We start from the raw sequence: 16,866 nt of genomic DNA, 5'->3' as shown, positions 1-16,866 counted from the left end.
CACAAACAAAAAAGGCACCTGATTGGGTGCCTCCCGAGTTTAGCACTTATGTGGTATAATATTCTACGGCACTTCTACACCGCCTACGAAAGGAGGTGAGATAGCCCATGATGGAACTAATCCTTAAAACTATCATCGGACCAATTGTGGTCGGTGTTGTTCTTCGCTTAGTCGATAAATGGTTAAACAAAGATAGATAGTGTCAAAAAAGACCCCAAGCTTAATGTGGAAGTTAGCTTGGGGTCTTTTCTAGTCCATGATATAGAACTAATCCTTAATTCCTATCCATTATCCCACAGTTCACAAATTTTGTCAAAGGTTTACATTCTCGGCTTTTCAAACTTCAACCGCTGTACAACAATATGATGACTCACTCCTTGACAACCAAGAGCATTATTACAGTAGTTCTAGTCCTTCAATTAATAGTCACTTAAATTCAAAGTGAGGTTGAAGTAGCTGAAGCGAAAACAGACCTATTTCTTAGTCATATTCGCTAAAAAAATCCCCGCCAATTCCCCGACCAAAATCCGAAAAATATCGGAAAATGATTTTTAGAATAGTCCCCAAAATCCTGAAATAGAGCCAAAAAACTCCACCTGATTGGGTGGAGTTAAGGGAGATTATTATGAAAAAGAAAAGTTTAGGATTTTATTAAATAAAGTTAGGAGGTCTTTATTTAATAACTATATGATACAAGACAAAGCTTAAAACTAGCTTAACTTTTCTCAAATTTTACTATTTTGCAAAAAAAATCTATCACCATCACCTATCCACGAAAAAAGCCACCTGATTGGGTGGCTTCATTAGGAGATTATGATGAAAAAAGTTTTAGGATTTCATTAAATAAAGTTAGGAGGTCTTTATTTAATGACTATATAATACTAGACCATCCTTAAATTTTGCTTAATAAAAAACAAATTTTATTATTTTTCTCGATTCATCCAAGTCATTCCTATACAATTATAGGTGGATAAGATTTCAAAGCCCATAGAACGATAGAATCCCAAGGTTCTTTCTGTCTGGCCTGTCACCAGCTGGACTTGATAGGCATCTTTGTAATCCTCTAAAGCCTCTTTCATCAAGGCGCTACCAATCCCTTGACGCTGATAGATTGGTAAAACAATTAAATCCTGAACCAATACTGATGAGAATCCATCGCCAACCAAACGAATCAAGCCTACCACAGCATCGCCATCAAGTGCCACATAAATCGCTAATGAATGAGATAAGGCCTGCTCCAGCATCTCTGGTTGATGGGTATAATTTGTCCAACCGACAGCCTGATAGAGATGCAAAACATCCTCTAGCTTGACAATTTCTTGCTTTTTAATAGTAATCATCTCAACACCTCTTAGAGTTCTCTCAAGCTCTTGTACTGCTGTCCATTTTTGTCAAAATTTTCAGGACGCAACCATGTTTCCAAACGAGATTTTACTTTGGGCCAATCCTTATCAATTATAGACAACCAATCCGTATCCCTCGTGCGCCCCTTATAAACCACTGCCTGACGGAAGGTTCCTTCATAAATAAAGCCCAAACGTTCCGCTGCTCGTCTTGATGGCAGGTTAAGAGCATCGCATTTCCACTCATAGCGACGATAGTTAAGTTCCTCGAAAACATAGCGCGCCAGGAGATACTGGGCTTCTGTCCCTATTCGTGTCCCCCTGAGCTCTGGAGAAAAAGTGACAGCTCCCACTTCTATTACTCGGTTATTCTGGTCAATACGCATGAGAGAAAAAGTTCCTAAAACTTTACCAGTTTCCTTGTCTATGATTGCATAGTAAAAACGGTCCTTACGAGCTAACATCTGATTTAAAAGGGTAACCAGCTCCTCCATATCTGCCACTGGTTCCTGAAAAAGGTAGGTCCACATCTCCCGAGGAGTATCCGGACCATAAACAGCTAATAAATCCTCCGTATGCTTTTCCACTGAAAGAGCTTCTATTCGAGCATATCGCCCTTCTAAGAAATCAATAGAAGGCAGTTCACCTGGTGTATAACCTTCCATTGACTCACCAATCATTTGACCATATTCATTTACTGGCATAACTTTCCCCTTGTTTTGCTTTCCAAACTTTATAGTTGCCCATAGTATATCATACTTTCATAAGAAGACTCAAAAAATCCTCCAGATTCTACTCTGAAGGATTCCTATCTTATTTCACAACAATATTAACCAATTTGGTTGGCTTCAATAGTCCAGTGGACTATTGAAGGTGGCAGATAGAGCTAATAAACTCGTTATTTAACGACGATATTAACGAGTTTGTTAGGTACCGCAATTACTTTCACGATGTCCTTACCGTCAATTTCTGCTTTGACTTTTTCATCCGCTAGAGCAATTTCTTGCAATTCTTCGCGTGATAGGTCTTTAGCGACCATGAGTTTGGCACGAACTTTTCCTTTGATTTGAACAACGATTTCGATTTCGTCTTCAACCAATTTACTTTCGTCCCATGTTGGCCAAGCCACGTAAGAGATTGACTCACCTGTTGCTGCAACTGTTTGCCAGAGCTCTTCTGCCAAGTGAGGCGCAAATGGTGCAATCAATTGAATAAAGCCTTTGGCGTAGTCTGCATAAAGCTTGTCTTCCTTGTTAGCCGCATTGACAAAGACCATAAGTTGGGCAATGGCTGTGTTGAATTTGAGGGATTCGATTTGCTCTGTGACAGCTTTAACGGTTTCGTTGTAAACCTTGTCGAGAGCGCCATTGTTTTCCGCAACAATATCCTTACTTGTAATCAAACGGTAAACACGGTCAAGGAACTTACGACTTCCTTCCAGACCTTCTTCAGACCAAGCGATTGAAGCATCAAGTGGGCCCATGAACATTTCATAAACACGAAGGGTATCGGCACCGTATTGCTCCACCACGTCGTCTGGGTTAACAACGTTCTTGAGCGATTTAGACATCTTGGCTGGCGCTTGCTCCAACTCTTCCCCTGTTTCTACATGGAAGAAAGAACCGTCACGTTTTTCAACCTTATCGGTTGCCACAAGAGCCCCACGGTGGTCACGGTAGCTTGTTCCCAAAATCATTCCTTGGTTAAAGAGTTTTTGGAATGGTTCCTTAGTTGGAACAACACCGAGGTCATAGAGGAATTTGTGCCAGAAACGAGCGTAAAGCAAGTGAAGAACAGCATGCTCTGCCCCACCCACGTAGATATCTACTGGCAACCATTGTTTGAGAAGATCCTCATCGGCCAATTTCTCAGTATTGTGTGGGTCAATATAGCGGAGGTAGTACCAGCTTGAACCTGCCCATTGTGGCATAGTATTGGTTTCGCGACGACCCTTGACACCATCTTCACGAGTCACTTCAAGCCAATCTGTCAAGTTAGCTAGTGGACTTTCACCAGTACCTGAAGGACGGATGTCCTTGGTTACTGGCAAGACAAGTGGCAATTCACTTTCTGGAACTGCTGTTGAAGTTCCATCTTCCCAATGAATAATAGGAATTGGCTCACCCCAATAACGTTGGCGGCTAAAGAGCCAGTCGCGGAGACGGTAAGTAACCTTCTCTTGTCCACAGCCTTTTTCTTCCAACCAAGCCACAATCTTAGCAATAGCGTCTTCTTTGTTCAATCCATCTAGGAAGTCTGAATTGACATGAGGTCCATCTTCTGTGTAGGCAGCTTCTGCTACGTTTCCACCTTCAAGTACTTCTACGATTGGAAGGTCAAATTGGTTGGCAAATTCCCAGTCACGCTGGTCATGGGCAGGAACAGCCATGACAGCACCTGTTCCATAACTAGCAAGAACATAGTCCGCAATCCAGATTGGAATTTCCTTGCCATTAACAGGGTTAATAGCATAAGCACCAGTCCAAACTCCTGTTTTTTCCTTAGCAAGGTCGGTACGAGCCAAGTCAGACTTGAGACTAGCTTGATGTTTGTAGTCTGCTACAGCCTCTGCTTGCTCTGGGCTTGTGATGGCGTCAACCAAGTCATGCTCAGGAGCCAAGACAGTGAAAGTAGCACCGAAAAGGGTGTCAGGACGAGTCGTAAAGACTGTGAATTCCTTGTCTGTTCCCTTAACTTTGAAGGTTACATTGGCACCAGTTGATTTACCAATCCAGTTGCGTTGCATGTCCTTGATAGACTCTGGCCAATCCAACTCATCCAAGTCATTAAGCAAGCGTTCTGCATAGGCTGTAATTTTGAGCATCCATTGGCGCATTGGTTTGCGGACAACTGGATAGCCTCCACGCTCAGATGTTCCGTCAGGAAGGACTTCTTCGTTGGCGATGGCTGTTCCCAATTCCTCAACCCAGTTTACTGGCACTTCCGCTTCATAGGCCAAGCCTTTTTCGTAAAGCTTAGTAAAAATCCATTGAGTCCATTTGTAGTAGTTTGGATCTGTTGTATTGACTTCACGATCCCAGTCATAAGAAAATCCAAGCGCATTGATTTGGCGTTTGAAGTTAGCAATATTTTCAGCTGTAAATTCTGCTGGGTCATTACCAGTATCCATAGCATATTGCTCTGCAGGCAAACCAAAAGCATCCCAACCCATTGGGTGAAGGACATTGTAGCCTTGCGCACGTTTGTAACGGCTGAGGATATCTGTCGCTGTGTAGCCTTCTGGGTGTCCTACGTGCAGACCCGCTCCAGACGGATAAGGGAACATGTCAAGCGCATAAAACTTCGGTTTTGATGCATCTGTTCCTGTCTTAAATGTATGATGTTCTGCCCAGTAGCCCTGCCACTTAGGCTCAATTTCTTTATGATTGTAAAAACTCATGGTCTCTCTCCAATTTTGTGATGTTACTATTATACCATTTTTGAGGGAATTTGGTCTCGTTCTATTCTATACTTTTCTATTTTACCTTGCTCTAGATTTTTTAAACTGCTATACTTATAATAGAAAACCCTTTTAAGGAGGTAATGGATGTCTCATTCTTTTAAAAAATCTCTCCAAAAAGAAATTCTCCATAGAAGCTCTATCGCAGCCTTTGTGACCTCTCTTTTACTACTTATTTTACTTTTTGGTTTTTCCTATTTTTTACAAAGGCAACAACTATCCAAAGATACGAGACAGATTGTCAAACAAGTTCAAGAGATGAAAGAAGCAAATAGTGAACTCCTAACCACTATGAACTATAAAATGATTCCTGGATTTTTGGATGGTAAACACACAGAGCGAGAAGTCTTTAGCTTATTTTACGAGACAAAAGCTAAATTAAAACTTAGTTCTGATCTCATTATCCTAAGTGATACAGGTGAATTACTATTTAGTACCAATCGAAATCATCAAGAAAGTATTTTATCACCCTATTATCTAAAACTGCTCATTCAAAATCCTTCTCAAGATAAAGTTACAGAAAAAATTGCACTCTCTTCAGACAAGCAACACTACACACTCTTTATCAAACCACTACTTCAAAACCAACGAGTTAAGGCCTATACTATTGCTTTCGTAAATGAGAATGATTTCATTTCAAGTTTCCCAATGATTAATTCCAAATACATCATTACCGATAGCTTTGGAAATATGTTTTCTAACAATACAAATCAGTTTACTCGTTCCACTCTTGAAAAATTTGATGAAAAGCTCCTACACTCTCGCACCCACTGGTATGCGAATGAACCGCTTATTGTTCAAAAAGAAAAAGTCGGTGCTATTTTTTCAATCTATACTTTTCAATCCTTCTTTCCTATTCCTAGCTTACTCGGCCTAGCCTCCATTCTCACCTTATGTATATTCTTCCTCTACTTCTGGCAAGCAAGACGAATTGCTCATAAGATTGCTACACACAACGCTGTTCCTATTGAAAGCTTAGTTTACCAACTTCAAGAAATTCCCAAACAAGCAGAAAAAAGGCTTTCTCTACAAACAGGTGATGAGTTTGAATTTATGGCCGAAAAAATCAACAATATGTTGTACGAATTAGATCAACTTCATCAAAAAATGTTGACCATCGAAAAAGAAAAGTGGATTTTTGAAAGAAAAATGCTGGAAGCTCAGTTCAATCCTCATTTTCTCTACAATACACTTGAGACGATTAAAATCACTTCTTTAATGGATGCCGCTCTCACACAAGACCTGATTCAAAATCTCACGCGCATTCTTCGCTACAGTATCACCGATTTAGAAAAAGAAACAACCATTTGCCAAGATTTAAAGATTATAGAGGATTACCTGATTATTCATAAGATTCGTTTTGAGCACTTTTCTTATGATATTGTCTGTCCAGAAACTGTCGATAATCAGCCTATACCTAAGCTTTTCTTGCTCCCTCTAGTAGAAAATGCTATAAAATATGGGATGCAATACCGTATTGATCTTCATATTGATATCCAAATTACCTTGGAAGCAGACTCTCTAACTTTTTTAGTCAAGGATAATGCTGGAGGACTCACCAAACAAGAGCGACTCGCTATTTTAGACTCTTTAGAAAGCCCTCATACCCAACATGGCATCGTTAACAGCTATAAACGATTGAGCAATTTCTTTTCTGATGTCCAGCTAGATTTAGGAGTCAATCGCCAAGGAGAAACTTGGGTCAAATTTATAACGAAAGGACTAACTCATGTTTAAGCTCATTATCGTAGAAGACGAACACCTCATTCGAAAATGGCTAGAGATTGCCGTAGACTACTCTGCCTTAGGTATCCAAGTTGTAGGAACTGCTAGTCACGGTCAAGAGGGAATGAAACTCATCCAAGAAAAAGAACCTCATATTGTCTTAACAGACATCACAATGCCAATTATGGATGCTTTCATGATGTTCGAAGCCACTCGTACCCTTTCTTATGAAAAAGTTATCTTATCAGGTTATAACGATTTTCAAAATGCCAAAAAAGCCATGCAATATGGAGCAGTTGATTTCTTATCCAAACCAATTGATACCAAGGAGTTGACAGAATGTCTTCAAAAAATTGTTTTGCGATTACGAGTTAGCACTTATCAAGAAACTCCTTTTTTAGAAGAATATCAAACTTTGCTCACCTCCATCCAACAAGTTGATACACAAAACCAAATCATTCAGCAAATTCTTGAATTTGTGCACCAACACTACTGCATGCACTTTACCATTTCTACCATTGCAGATAATCTAGGATATAGTGAAAGTTATCTATATAAGGTTATCAAAGAAGACTTCCCAATGACGCTAAATGAATATATCTTACGCTACCGCCTCAAACAAGCTATAGATAAAATGGCTGAGTCCTCCAATTCCCCCCTAAGCTATATCTCTGAACAAGTTGGATTTTCAGACTATAAATATTTTGCCAAAGTTTTTAAAAAGTATCTCCATATTTCTCCAAAAGAATTAAAACTTATGGATAAAAACCATTGATGTAAAAGGATTGCTCAGCTCAGGCAATCTTTTTATTTTGTACTTCTACTCAATGAAAATCAAAGTGCTAACTACTCAAATCATAGCTTTGAGATTGCAGATAAAGTGACGTGTTTTGAAGAGTATTACCATCAAAATCTCAGCTACAATTCACCCATCCTTGCTCTTGGAACTCATTTCCTATTTTTCGTTTTAGATTTCTTTAAGGTTTTTATTATATCCTGTAGGACTCTACAATTTAAAAACATTAATAATCTATGTAGAGGAAATGTTCGTAAAAAAGGAGATACTTATGAAAAAAATACTATTCTTTCTCTCTTTTGGCTGGATATTCCTTTCTTTATCAGGATGTTCTTCACCTATAGAAGCGGAAACTAGCTCTGAAAAAGATTCAGATAACACTTTGGTTGTCTACTCACCTAACCCTGAAGACCTTATCGAAGAAACAATCCCAGCCTTTGAAGAAAAATATGGTATCAAGGTTGACTTAGTACAAGCCAGCACTGGTGAATTGTTCAAAAAAGCTGAGGCCGAAAAAGAATCCCCTGTAGCTGATGTCATTTTCGGAGGCTCCTACACCCTCTTCTCTTCTAACGAAAAGCTTTTTGAACCTTATATTTCTCAAGAGAACGATCAGATAATCCCTGAATATCAAAATAAAACAGGATTCTACACACCTTACACACTGGATGTCAGTGTTATCATTGCCAATTCAGCCCTTACAAAAGATATTAAAATTGAAGGCTACAATGATCTACTCAATCCTAAATTAAAAGGAAAAATTGCTACTGCTGATCCAAGTAATGCTTCTAGCGCTTTTGCTCAATTAACAAACATGCTTGTAGACCAAGGTGGATACGAAAATGAACAAGCTTGGACCTATGTGAAAAATCTATTTACCCTAGTAGATGGAAAAATTGCATCTAGCTCTTCGAATGTTTACAAAGCTGTCGCCGATGGGGAAATGGCTGTAGGACTCACCTATGAAGATCCTGCCTTAAAACTCTTAAACGATGGAGTTGATGTAAAAGTTATTTATCCAAAAGAAGGAACCGTCTTTTTACCTGGTAACGCAGCTATCGTCAAAAACGCCAAACATATGGAAAATTCTAAGAAGTTTATCGATTTCCTCCTTTCTCAAGAAATCCAAGATAAACTAGGAACTGAAACTACAATCAGACCCATTCGTAAAAATGCTAAAACCAATAAAAATATGAAGGCTATGACAGAAATCAATGTTGCCACTGAAGATTCAGATTATGTCATCAAAAACAAATCCGCTATTCTTAAAAAGTACAATGATATTTTCACAGATATCCAATCTAAAAAATAAAATTTGACTTCCCAATGATTAACTGTCGTACCCTAGTATAAAATCAAAAAGATTACTTCCGTTTTTGTAGAGAATTTTACTCTAATAGAATAGAATTATCGGTTTTAAAAACGCTTACATTATTTTAAAATAAACTTAAATAACATAACGGAGGTATCCATCATGAAAAAGAAATGGATGTATTATGCTGCTTGCGGACTAGCTCTTTTTGGTCTTGCTGCTTGTTCTTCTAATGAATCTGCCGATGACAGTTCATCTGATAAAGGAGACGGCGGTTCGCTAGTCGTTTATTCACCAAACTCAGAGGGTTTAATTGGAGCAACTATTCCCGCCTTTGAAGAAAAATACGGTATTAAAGTAGAACTGATTCAAGCTGGTACTGGAGAACTTTTCAAAAAATTAGAATCAGAAAAAGAAGCTCCTGTAGCCGATGTTATCTTTGGTGGTTCTTATACACAATATGCTACCCACGGAGAACTCTTTGAAAACTATACTTCAAAAGAAAATGATAATGTTATCAAAGAATATCAAAACACAACTGGTTACTCTACTCCTTATACGCTAGATGGTAGTGTTTTAATCGTCAACCCTGATTTAACTAAAGGCATGAATATCGAAGGATATAGCGACCTTCTCAAACCTGAACTAAAAGGAAAAATTGCAACTGCTGACCCAGCAAACTCTTCTAGCGCCTTTGCTCAATTAACAAATATGCTACAAGCTCAAGGTGGGTACAAAGACGATAAAGCCTGGTCTTATGTAAAAGATCTCTTCACACTTATTGATGGTAAAATCGGTTCAAGCTCATCTGGTGTCTATAAAGCAGTAGCTGATGGAGAAATGGCTGTTGGTCTCTCTTACGAAGATCCAGCTGTTAAACTCTTAAATGACGGAGCTAACATCAAAGTTGTCTATCCAAAAGAAGGAACAGTTTTCCTACCTGCTAGTGCCGCTATCGTTAAAAAAGCAAAAAACATGGAAAATGCCAAGAAATTTATCGATTTCATCATCTCTCAAGAAGTACAAGATACACTTGGTACAACCACTACTAACCGTCCTGTTCGTAAAAATGCTAAAACAAGCGAGAATATGAAACCAATTGACAAAATCAAAACACTCACTGAAGATTATGATTATGTCATCAAGAATAAATCAGATATCGTTAAGAAATACAACGAAGTCTTTACAGATATCCAATCTAAACAGTAAAAGAGGTTCACTATGAGTGAGATCAAAATTATTAACGCCAAAAAAATCTACCACGATGTCCCTGTTATTGAGAATTTGAACATTACAATTCCAAAAGGAAGTCTCTTTACCCTTCTTGGACCTTCAGGATGTGGAAAAACGACTCTTCTTCGCATGATTGCAGGATTCAACAGTATCGAAGGCGGAGAATTTTACTTCGATGATACAAAAATCAATAATATGGAACCCAGCAAACGCAATATTGGGATGGTTTTCCAAAACTACGCTATTTTCCCACATTTGACTGTCCGAGACAATGTTGCTTTTGGTCTTAAGCAAAAGAAGGTTCCAAAAGAAGAATTGATTCAACAGACCAACAAGTATCTTGAACTCATGCAAATTGCTCAATATGCAGATCGGAAGCCCGATAAACTTAGTGGGGGACAACAACAACGTGTCGCCTTGGCACGTGCCTTAGCGGTTAATCCAAGTGTTCTCCTCATGGACGAGCCCCTTAGTAATCTGGATGCCAAACTTCGCTTGGATATGCGTCAAGCCATTCGAGAAATCCAACACGAAGTGGGAATTACAACTGTTTATGTGACCCACGACCAAGAAGAAGCTATGGCTATTTCAGACCAAATTGCTGTTATGAAAGATGGAGTCATCCAACAAATCGGTCGGCCCAAAGAACTCTATCATAAACCAGCTAATGAGTTTGTAGCAACCTTTATCGGACGCACAAATATTATCCCTGCCAATCTCGAAAAACGGAGCGACGGTGCTTATATCGTCTTTTCAGATGGCTATGCTCTTCGAATGCCAGCTCTTGATCAAGCTGAGGAGCAAGCCATTCATGTAAGCATTCGTCCTGAAGAGTTTATCAAAGATGAATCTGGAGATATTGAAGGAACTATTAGCGATAGCGTCTATCTTGGACTAAATACGGAGTATTTCATTGAGACAGGTTTTGCCTCAAAAATTCAAGTTAGCGAAGAATCAACTTTTGAAGAAGATCTACAAAAAGGCGATCGTATTCGTCTACGAATCAATACTCAAAAATTAAACGTCTTTTCTGCAGATGGTTCCCAAAACCTGATAAAAGGAGTCAACCATGGAACGTAAAAAACTAAATATTTGGACAGCCTCCTCTTTCTTCATCTTTCTTACCTATCTTGTCTTTCTCGTTTATCCTATCGTTACCGTGCTCAAGCAAGCACTCATACATGAAGGACAATTCTCACTAGCTAATTTTGTCACTTTCTTTAGTAAAGCCTACTATTCTGAGACACTAGTCAATAGTTTCAAGGTTTCCATTACCGCTACTGTCACTTCCTTAGTAGTAGGAACCTTATTAGCTTATCTCTTCTCTATGTATGACTTCAAGGGGAAGAAATTTCTACAAATATTGATTATCATTGCTTCTATGTCAGCTCCTTTTGTGGGAGCCTACTCCTGGATTCTCTTACTGGGACGAAATGGGGTCATCACAAAATTCCTGACAAATACCCTGCATCTTCCAGCTATCGATATTTATGGATTCAAAGGAATTGTACTTGTCTTTACTCTGCAACTATTCCCACTGGTATTTCTATACGTTGCTGGGACAATGAAAAGTATTGACAATTCTCTACTTGAAGCTGCTGAAAGTATGGGTTCCTTCGGATTTAAGCGTATCGTAACGGTTGTTTTACCTCTCCTAGTTCCAACCTTACTAGCTGCTGCCTTGCTTGTATTTATGAGAGCATTCTCAGACTTTGGAACACCTATGTTAATTGGTGAAGGATATCGGACTTTCCCGGTTTTGATTTATACTCAATTTATTAGCGAGGTTGGAGGAAATTCTGCCTTTGCATCTGCGTTAGCAATTATGGCTATTATCATTGCCTTGGCAATTTTCCTTATCCAAAAATACATTTCAAATCGCTACAGTTTCAGCATGAATTCGCTCCATCCAATTGAGCCTAAAAAAACCACAAAAGGAAAAATGGTTGCCATTTATGCAACAGTCTACGGAATTATCTTGTTCTCTGTTCTACCTCAAGTCTACTTGATTTATACTTCTTTCCTAAAAACATCAGGTATGGTATTTGTCAAAGGCTATTCTCTAAACAGTTACAAGGTAGCTTTCAATCGTATGGGATCTGCTATTTTCAATACCATTCGTATCCCGTTGATTGCCTTAGTTCTAGTTGTTCTATTTGCAACATTTATCTCCTACCTAGCCGTTAGAAAACGGAATTTGTTTACAAACTTAATTGACAGCCTCAGTATGGTCCCTTATATTGTACCGGGAACCGTTCTAGGGATTGCCTTCATTTCTTCCTTCAATACCGGTCTATTTGGAAGTGGATTTCTTATGATTACAGGAACAGCTTTCATCTTGATTATGTCTCTATCCGTTAGAAGATTGCCTTATACTATTCGCTCATCTGTTGCTAGCTTGCAACAAATAGCACCAAGTATTGAAGAAGCTGCTGAAAGCTTAGGAAGTAGCCGTCTCAATACCTTTGCCAAGATTACAACTCCAATGATGCTATCTGGTATTATTTCTGGAGCTATCCTATCTTGGGTTACAATGATTTCAGAACTCTCTACTTCTATCCTCCTCTACAATGTCAAAACAAGAACAATGACTGTAGCCATTTATACAGAGGTTCTCAGAGGGAATTACGGTGTAGCCGCAGCCTTATCAACTATCCTGACTGTTCTAACAGTAGGTTCCTTGCTCTTGTTTATGAAAATCTCTAAAAGCAATAGCATTACACTTTAGTTTCCCCCATCAAAAACAGCCGAAAGGATTACCCTCGGCTGTTTTTTCTTATCTTGATATTCTTATCAAATCCCTAGTTCATAACAAGCAAGTCTAGACTGATTAAATAGAGACTTCCTCCATCTTCTCACGCCCTAATTCTCGGTAACTACGGTCGCCGACAACTTCTACGCTAAACTGGCCGTCCTCATATTCAAGGATCGTCACGCTACCATTGTCTAGACCATGCGGATGCATACCATTAATCAAATAAACAATGGTGCCAATGGTCATTCCGTGGCTGACAACGAGGGCGTTGCCTCCACCTTGCTCTTCCATTTCTTTGGCAATTGCTTCAAAACCTTCCTTGATTCGGCCACTGAGTTTTTCCCAGCCTTCTGCCCAACCAGCTGTATCAACCTCTACCAAGCCCTCAGCCAGTTCAGCATAAGACAATTGGTGAACATGGTCCACATTAAAGATACGAGGAATAATGCCCATGAAAAGATCGCCATCGTAGGCTCCATCAAAACTACCAAAACACCATTCTCTGATACGCTTGTCCATGCGATAAGGGATTTTTCCCTGCAAACCAAGTTCATCAAGGATGATTCTCATGGTCTGAATGGTGCGACCAGAATCGCTCGAATAAGCACGCTCAAACTGTAGACCAGATTCTCGCAAACCGATTCCTAATTCTTGAATCCCTCGCTCACCTTCAGCTGTTAAGGGAGTATCGCTCCAACCTTGCGCGCGACCAATCGTGTTAAACATGGTCTTGCCATGACGTACCAAATACAATCGTACTTTTACCATTTTCCGTCCTCCGTTTGCTTCTATTATATCATGGATGATAAAACAAAAGCCACCCAGACAGGCGACTTTTGCAGGAGATTATTATGAAAAAGTTTAGGAGTTCATTAAATAAAGATATTAGATGAAAATCAAATTCAAACTAAATCAGAGTTATCTGTTTCAAATAATATTAGGAGGTCTTTATTTAATGATTATAGTATACACATCCAACCTTAAATAGAACTTAAAATTTCTCCTATTTTCTTAATTTTTAAAACTATGAATTGGTGCTGGGATTTGTCCTCCACGAGAGATGAAATCAACAGACGAAGCCCCATTGACCTTCATAACTGGAGCTGTACCAAGAAGACCACCAAACTCAATCATATCGCCTTCTTTTCCTTTTGGAATGATACGAACAGCTGTTGTTTTCATGTTAATGACACCAATTGCAGCCTCATCTGCAATCATAGCTGCAATGGTTTCAGCAGGTGTATCCTCCGGAATAGCAATCATATCCAAACCAACAGAACAGATAGCCGTCATAGCTTCTAGTTTTTCCAAATTAAGAGAGCCATTTTGCACTGCAGCAATCATTCCCTCATCCTCAGAAACAGGGATAAAGGCACCAGACAAACCACCGACTTGGTTGCAGGCCATCACTCCGCCTTTCTTAACTTGGTCGTTCAAGAGAGCCAAGGCAGCCGTCGTTCCGTGTGTTCCAACTGTCTCTAGCCCCATTTCCTCAAGGACACGTGCTACAGAATCTCCAACAGCAGGTGTTGGTGCCAAACTCAAGTCCACAATACCAAACTCCACACCCAGTCTCTCACTGGCCATCTGACCAACCAATTGACCAATACGAGTGATCTTAAAGGCAGTCTTCTTGACCGTTTCTGCTACTACATCAAAACTCTCTCCACGAACTTTTTCCAAGGCACGCTTGACCACACCAGGACCAGAAACTCCGACATTGATGATAACATCTGCTTCCCCAACACCATGGAAAGCACCCGCCATAAACGGATTGTCCTCAACAGCATTAGCGAATACAACCAACTTGGCCGCTCCCATATCTGATAGATTAGCCGTTCCCTTGATAATACGTCCCATATCTGCCACAGCCGTCATATTAATACCAGACTTGGTTGAGCCGATATTGACTGACGAGCAGACCTTATCCGTTTCAGCCAAAGCGCGAGGAATAGAATTGATGAGAATCTCATCTCCCTTTTGATAACCTTTTTGTACCAAGGCAGAGAAACCACCAATAAAATCCACACCAATCTCTTTCGCAGCCTTATCAAGCGCTTTTGCCAAAACCACGTAGTCGGTCGCATCTGTAGCTGCCCCAATCAGAGAAATAGGAGTCACCGATACACGCTTATTAACAATAGGAATTCCCAACTCAGCTGCAATTTCATCGCCAACAGCCACTAAATTAGCCGCCTTGGTCGTAATCTTTTGATAAATTTTCTCCGCAGCACGATTGATATCTGGATCAATACAGTCCAAAAGGGAAATCCCCATGGTAATAGTTCTGATATCGAAGTTTTGCTCCTCAATCATGGCGATGGTTTCAGTAACTTGTCTAATATCCATGATAACCTCCTAGATATTATACATAGCTTCGAAAATCGCTGCACTCTGAATATTGATTTTCACATTCAAAGTTTGCCCAAAAGTTTCAAACTCATTTCGTAGATAAGTAAAATCCTGCTTTTTATCACTAGATACAACAGCCATCATCGTGAAATATTCATCCAAAACAGTTTGAGAGATATCATCAATATTCAAACCCAATTCTGCAATTTTACCAGAAACACCTGCAACAATTCCAGATTTATCTTTACCAACAACAGTTATAATCGCTTTCATAAGCAAACTCCAATTCTTCTTTTAATAGGAAACCTGAACATTAAACAGGATTCTTTTCAAATAGTATAGCATAATTCTAACTAAAATACTCAAAAACGCCTGCTTACGAAGTTGTTCTTAAGAAAAAAACAATTTCGTAAACAAGCGTCTACTATCCCAACTTATGATGAGTGTTCCCGCTAGGACCGAGATCCTAGCGGTAGACCAGAGCTAGACTAAGAGCACAAGACTCCATCATCATAACACTCAACAAAATTGATGATTTTATACTAATTCGATGATCGCCATTGGCGCTGCATCACCACGACGTGGTTCAGTTTTAAGGATACGAGTGTATCCACCGTTACGTTCAGCATAACGAGGTGCAATTTCTGAGAACAATTTTTGAAGTGCTGTAGTAGAAGTGTACTTATCAGTTGCTTCATCATAGTTTTCAGATGCGATTTCATTACGTACGAAAGCAGCTGCTTGACGACGTGCATGCAAATCACCACGTTTACCTAGAGTAATCATTTTTTCAACAGTTTTACGGATTTCTTTAGCACGAGCTTCAGTTGTCACGATTGATTCGTTGATCAAAAGGTCAGTTGTCAAATCGCGAAGCATTGCTTTACGTTGTGAGCTAGTGCGTCCTAGTTTACGGTAAGCCATGTATTCCTCCTTTATTTATCTTTTAATCCAAGACCCAAATCAATGAGTTTGAGTTTCACTTCTTCCAAACTCTTGCGTCCAAGATTTCGTACTTTCATCATCTCTGCTTCAGATTTTTCTGTCAAATCATGCACAGTATTGATACCGGCACGTTTCAAACAGTTGTATGAACGCACAGACAAGTCCAGTTCCTCAATCGTACGATCCAAAATACGGTCGTCAGATTCAGTATCAGCTTCTTTCATCACTTCAGTTGACTTAGCAATCTCAGTAAGATTTGTAAACAAATCAAGATGTTCTGTCAAAATACGTGCTGAAAGCCCTAAAGCATCTTCTGGAATAATTGTTCCATTTGTCAAGATTTCAAGGGTTAATTTGTCAAATCCATCATTGCTACCTACACGAGCAGGTTCCACTTGATAGTTGACTTTTGTAACTGGTGTATAAATAGAATCTACAGCAAGTGTTCCAACTGGTGCATTATCCTTTTTATTTTCATCGGCAGGTACATATCCACGACCACTGTTAACAGTCATAGTCGCTTTTAGAGAAGAACCTTCACCGATTGTAAAGAGATAATGATCTGGATTTACAATTTCAATATCGCTATCTGTCAAAATGTCACCAGCTGTTACTTCAGCAGGACCTTCAACATCTAGTTCGATGATTTTTTCGTCTTCAACGTACGATTTCACTGCAATTCCTTTAATGTTCAGAATGATTTGCATCACGTCTTCACGAACACCTGGAACTGTGTCAAACTCATGCAACACACCATCAATATTGATAGATGTCACAGCTGCTCCTGGTAGAGAAGCTAGAAGTACACGACGAAGAGAGTTACCAAGAGTTGTACCGTAGCCACGTTCAAGTGGTTCGATTACAAACTTGCCATAATCTTTATTTTCATCAATTTTTGTTATATTTGGTTTTTCAAACTCGATCATTTAGTTACTCCCTCTTAAA

15 protein-coding genes are annotated in these 16,866 nt (G+C 39.4%); 7 read left to right on the top strand and 8 right to left on the bottom strand.

All coding sequences use genetic code 11. From position 1 onward, the window contains the following. The first annotated feature begins 107 nt into the window (after positions 1-107). On the top strand, positions 108-200 hold the full coding sequence (locus ABKJ27_RS01170) for a type I toxin-antitoxin system Fst family toxin (RefSeq protein ID WP_000970296.1): 93 nt from the start codon (positions 108-110) through the stop codon (positions 198-200). Between the two features lie 723 nt (positions 201-923). On the opposite strand, the gene ABKJ27_RS01165 is transcribed toward ABKJ27_RS01170, so the two are convergent. From ABKJ27_RS01165 to leuS, 3 genes are all read right to left on the bottom strand, one after another. After that, positions 924-1,340 (bottom strand): GNAT family N-acetyltransferase, encoded by a 417-nt coding sequence (locus ABKJ27_RS01165; RefSeq protein ID WP_084928775.1) that lies wholly within the window; start codon positions 1,338-1,340, stop codon positions 924-926. Between the two features lie 11 nt (positions 1,341-1,351). Beyond that, on the bottom strand, positions 1,352-2,047 hold the full coding sequence (locus ABKJ27_RS01160; RefSeq protein ID WP_001144927.1) for a GNAT family N-acetyltransferase: 696 nt from the start codon (positions 2,045-2,047) through the stop codon (positions 1,352-1,354). A gap of 194 nt (positions 2,048-2,241) precedes the next feature. Continuing rightward, positions 2,242-4,743, bottom strand: coding sequence for a leucine--tRNA ligase (gene leuS / locus ABKJ27_RS01155; RefSeq protein ID WP_410011866.1), 2,502 nt, complete (start codon positions 4,741-4,743; stop codon positions 2,242-2,244). Between the two features lie 147 nt (positions 4,744-4,890). Between leuS and ABKJ27_RS01150 the strand changes: the two genes are divergently transcribed. From ABKJ27_RS01150 to ABKJ27_RS01125, 6 genes are all read left to right on the top strand, one after another. After that, on the top strand, positions 4,891-6,540 hold the full coding sequence (locus tag ABKJ27_RS01150; protein WP_410011865.1) for a sensor histidine kinase: 1,650 nt from the start codon (positions 4,891-4,893) through the stop codon (positions 6,538-6,540). Next, a complete protein-coding gene (locus ABKJ27_RS01145) occupies positions 6,533-7,303 on the top strand; it encodes a response regulator transcription factor (RefSeq protein ID WP_410011864.1) in 771 nt (256 codons plus the stop codon). The genes ABKJ27_RS01150 and ABKJ27_RS01145 overlap by 8 nt, the downstream gene beginning before the upstream one ends. 292 nt (positions 7,304-7,595) lie before the next feature. After that, positions 7,596-8,636: an ABC transporter substrate-binding protein gene (locus tag ABKJ27_RS01140; RefSeq protein ID WP_410011863.1), complete on the top strand. Its 1,041-nt coding sequence runs from the start codon at positions 7,596-7,598 to the stop codon at positions 8,634-8,636. Positions 8,637-8,798: 162 nt separating this feature from the next. Continuing rightward, entirely contained in the window at positions 8,799-9,845 is a 1,047-nt protein-coding gene (locus ABKJ27_RS01135) for an ABC transporter substrate-binding protein (protein WP_049531814.1), read from the top strand. Positions 9,846-9,857: 12 nt separating this feature from the next. Continuing rightward, on the top strand, positions 9,858-10,949 hold the full coding sequence (locus ABKJ27_RS01130; RefSeq protein WP_001289693.1) for an ABC transporter ATP-binding protein: 1,092 nt from the start codon (positions 9,858-9,860) through the stop codon (positions 10,947-10,949). Continuing rightward, on the top strand, positions 10,939-12,597 hold the full coding sequence (locus ABKJ27_RS01125) for an ABC transporter permease (RefSeq protein ID WP_000440017.1): 1,659 nt from the start codon (positions 10,939-10,941) through the stop codon (positions 12,595-12,597). The genes ABKJ27_RS01130 and ABKJ27_RS01125 overlap by 11 nt, the downstream gene beginning before the upstream one ends. A gap of 102 nt (positions 12,598-12,699) precedes the next feature. Here ABKJ27_RS01125 and ABKJ27_RS01120 read toward each other — a convergent pair whose 3' ends face one another. The 5 genes from ABKJ27_RS01120 to ABKJ27_RS01100 form a co-directional block, all read right to left on the bottom strand. Beyond that, positions 12,700-13,392, bottom strand: a complete 693-nt coding sequence (locus ABKJ27_RS01120) for a histidine phosphatase family protein (protein ID WP_261080969.1) — start codon at positions 13,390-13,392, stop codon at positions 12,700-12,702. Between the two features lie 243 nt (positions 13,393-13,635). Then, complete coding sequence (locus ABKJ27_RS01115) at positions 13,636-14,973, bottom strand: PFL family protein (protein ID WP_410011862.1); 1,338 nt, start codon at positions 14,971-14,973, stop codon at positions 13,636-13,638. Between the two features lie 9 nt (positions 14,974-14,982). After that, entirely contained in the window at positions 14,983-15,249 is a 267-nt protein-coding gene (locus tag ABKJ27_RS01110; RefSeq protein ID WP_042901716.1) for an ACT domain-containing protein, read from the bottom strand. A gap of 264 nt (positions 15,250-15,513) precedes the next feature. After that, entirely contained in the window at positions 15,514-15,900 is a 387-nt protein-coding gene (gene rplQ / locus ABKJ27_RS01105) for a 50S ribosomal protein L17 (RefSeq protein ID WP_000331493.1), read from the bottom strand. An 11-nt stretch (positions 15,901-15,911) separates the two neighbouring features. Then, positions 15,912-16,847, bottom strand: a complete 936-nt coding sequence (locus ABKJ27_RS01100; RefSeq protein ID WP_000568988.1) for a DNA-directed RNA polymerase subunit alpha — start codon at positions 16,845-16,847, stop codon at positions 15,912-15,914. Positions 16,848-16,866 lie beyond the last annotated feature (19 nt).

Origin of the sequence: Streptococcus sp. KHUD_011, assembly GCF_046352925.1 — a bacterium.
GTDB lineage: Bacteria > Bacillota > Bacilli > Lactobacillales > Streptococcaceae > Streptococcus.
The sequence above is the reverse complement of the archived record's forward strand: the minus strand, read 5'-3'. Positions and strand labels throughout refer to the sequence as shown.

What these genes read in the sequence shown, in the direction of transcription:
- ABKJ27_RS01170 (WP_000970296.1), top strand. Translation starts at nt 108, where the DNA reads ATGATGGAACTAATCCTTAAAACTATCATCGGACCAATTGTGGTCGGT.
- ABKJ27_RS01165 (WP_084928775.1), bottom strand. Translation starts at nt 1,340, where the DNA reads ATGATTACTATTAAAAAGCAAGAAATTGTCAAGCTAGAGGATGTTTTG.
- ABKJ27_RS01160 (WP_001144927.1), bottom strand. Translation starts at nt 2,047, where the DNA reads ATGCCAGTAAATGAATATGGTCAAATGATTGGTGAGTCAATGGAAGGT.
- leuS (WP_410011866.1), bottom strand. Translation starts at nt 4,743, where the DNA reads ATGAGTTTTTACAATCATAAAGAAATTGAGCCTAAGTGGCAGGGCTAC.
- ABKJ27_RS01150 (WP_410011865.1), top strand. Translation starts at nt 4,891, where the DNA reads ATGTCTCATTCTTTTAAAAAATCTCTCCAAAAAGAAATTCTCCATAGA.
- ABKJ27_RS01145 (WP_410011864.1), top strand. Translation starts at nt 6,533, where the DNA reads ATGTTTAAGCTCATTATCGTAGAAGACGAACACCTCATTCGAAAATGG.
- ABKJ27_RS01140 (WP_410011863.1), top strand. Translation starts at nt 7,596, where the DNA reads ATGAAAAAAATACTATTCTTTCTCTCTTTTGGCTGGATATTCCTTTCT.
- ABKJ27_RS01135 (WP_049531814.1), top strand. Translation starts at nt 8,799, where the DNA reads ATGAAAAAGAAATGGATGTATTATGCTGCTTGCGGACTAGCTCTTTTT.
- ABKJ27_RS01130 (WP_001289693.1), top strand. Translation starts at nt 9,858, where the DNA reads ATGAGTGAGATCAAAATTATTAACGCCAAAAAAATCTACCACGATGTC.
- ABKJ27_RS01125 (WP_000440017.1), top strand. Translation starts at nt 10,939, where the DNA reads ATGGAACGTAAAAAACTAAATATTTGGACAGCCTCCTCTTTCTTCATC.
- ABKJ27_RS01120 (WP_261080969.1), bottom strand. Translation starts at nt 13,392, where the DNA reads ATGGTAAAAGTACGATTGTATTTGGTACGTCATGGCAAGACCATGTTT.
- ABKJ27_RS01115 (WP_410011862.1), bottom strand. Translation starts at nt 14,973, where the DNA reads ATGGATATTAGACAAGTTACTGAAACCATCGCCATGATTGAGGAGCAA.
- ABKJ27_RS01110 (WP_042901716.1), bottom strand. Translation starts at nt 15,249, where the DNA reads ATGAAAGCGATTATAACTGTTGTTGGTAAAGATAAATCTGGAATTGTT.
- rplQ (WP_000331493.1), bottom strand. Translation starts at nt 15,900, where the DNA reads ATGGCTTACCGTAAACTAGGACGCACTAGCTCACAACGTAAAGCAATG.
- ABKJ27_RS01100 (WP_000568988.1), bottom strand. Translation starts at nt 16,847, where the DNA reads ATGATCGAGTTTGAAAAACCAAATATAACAAAAATTGATGAAAATAAA.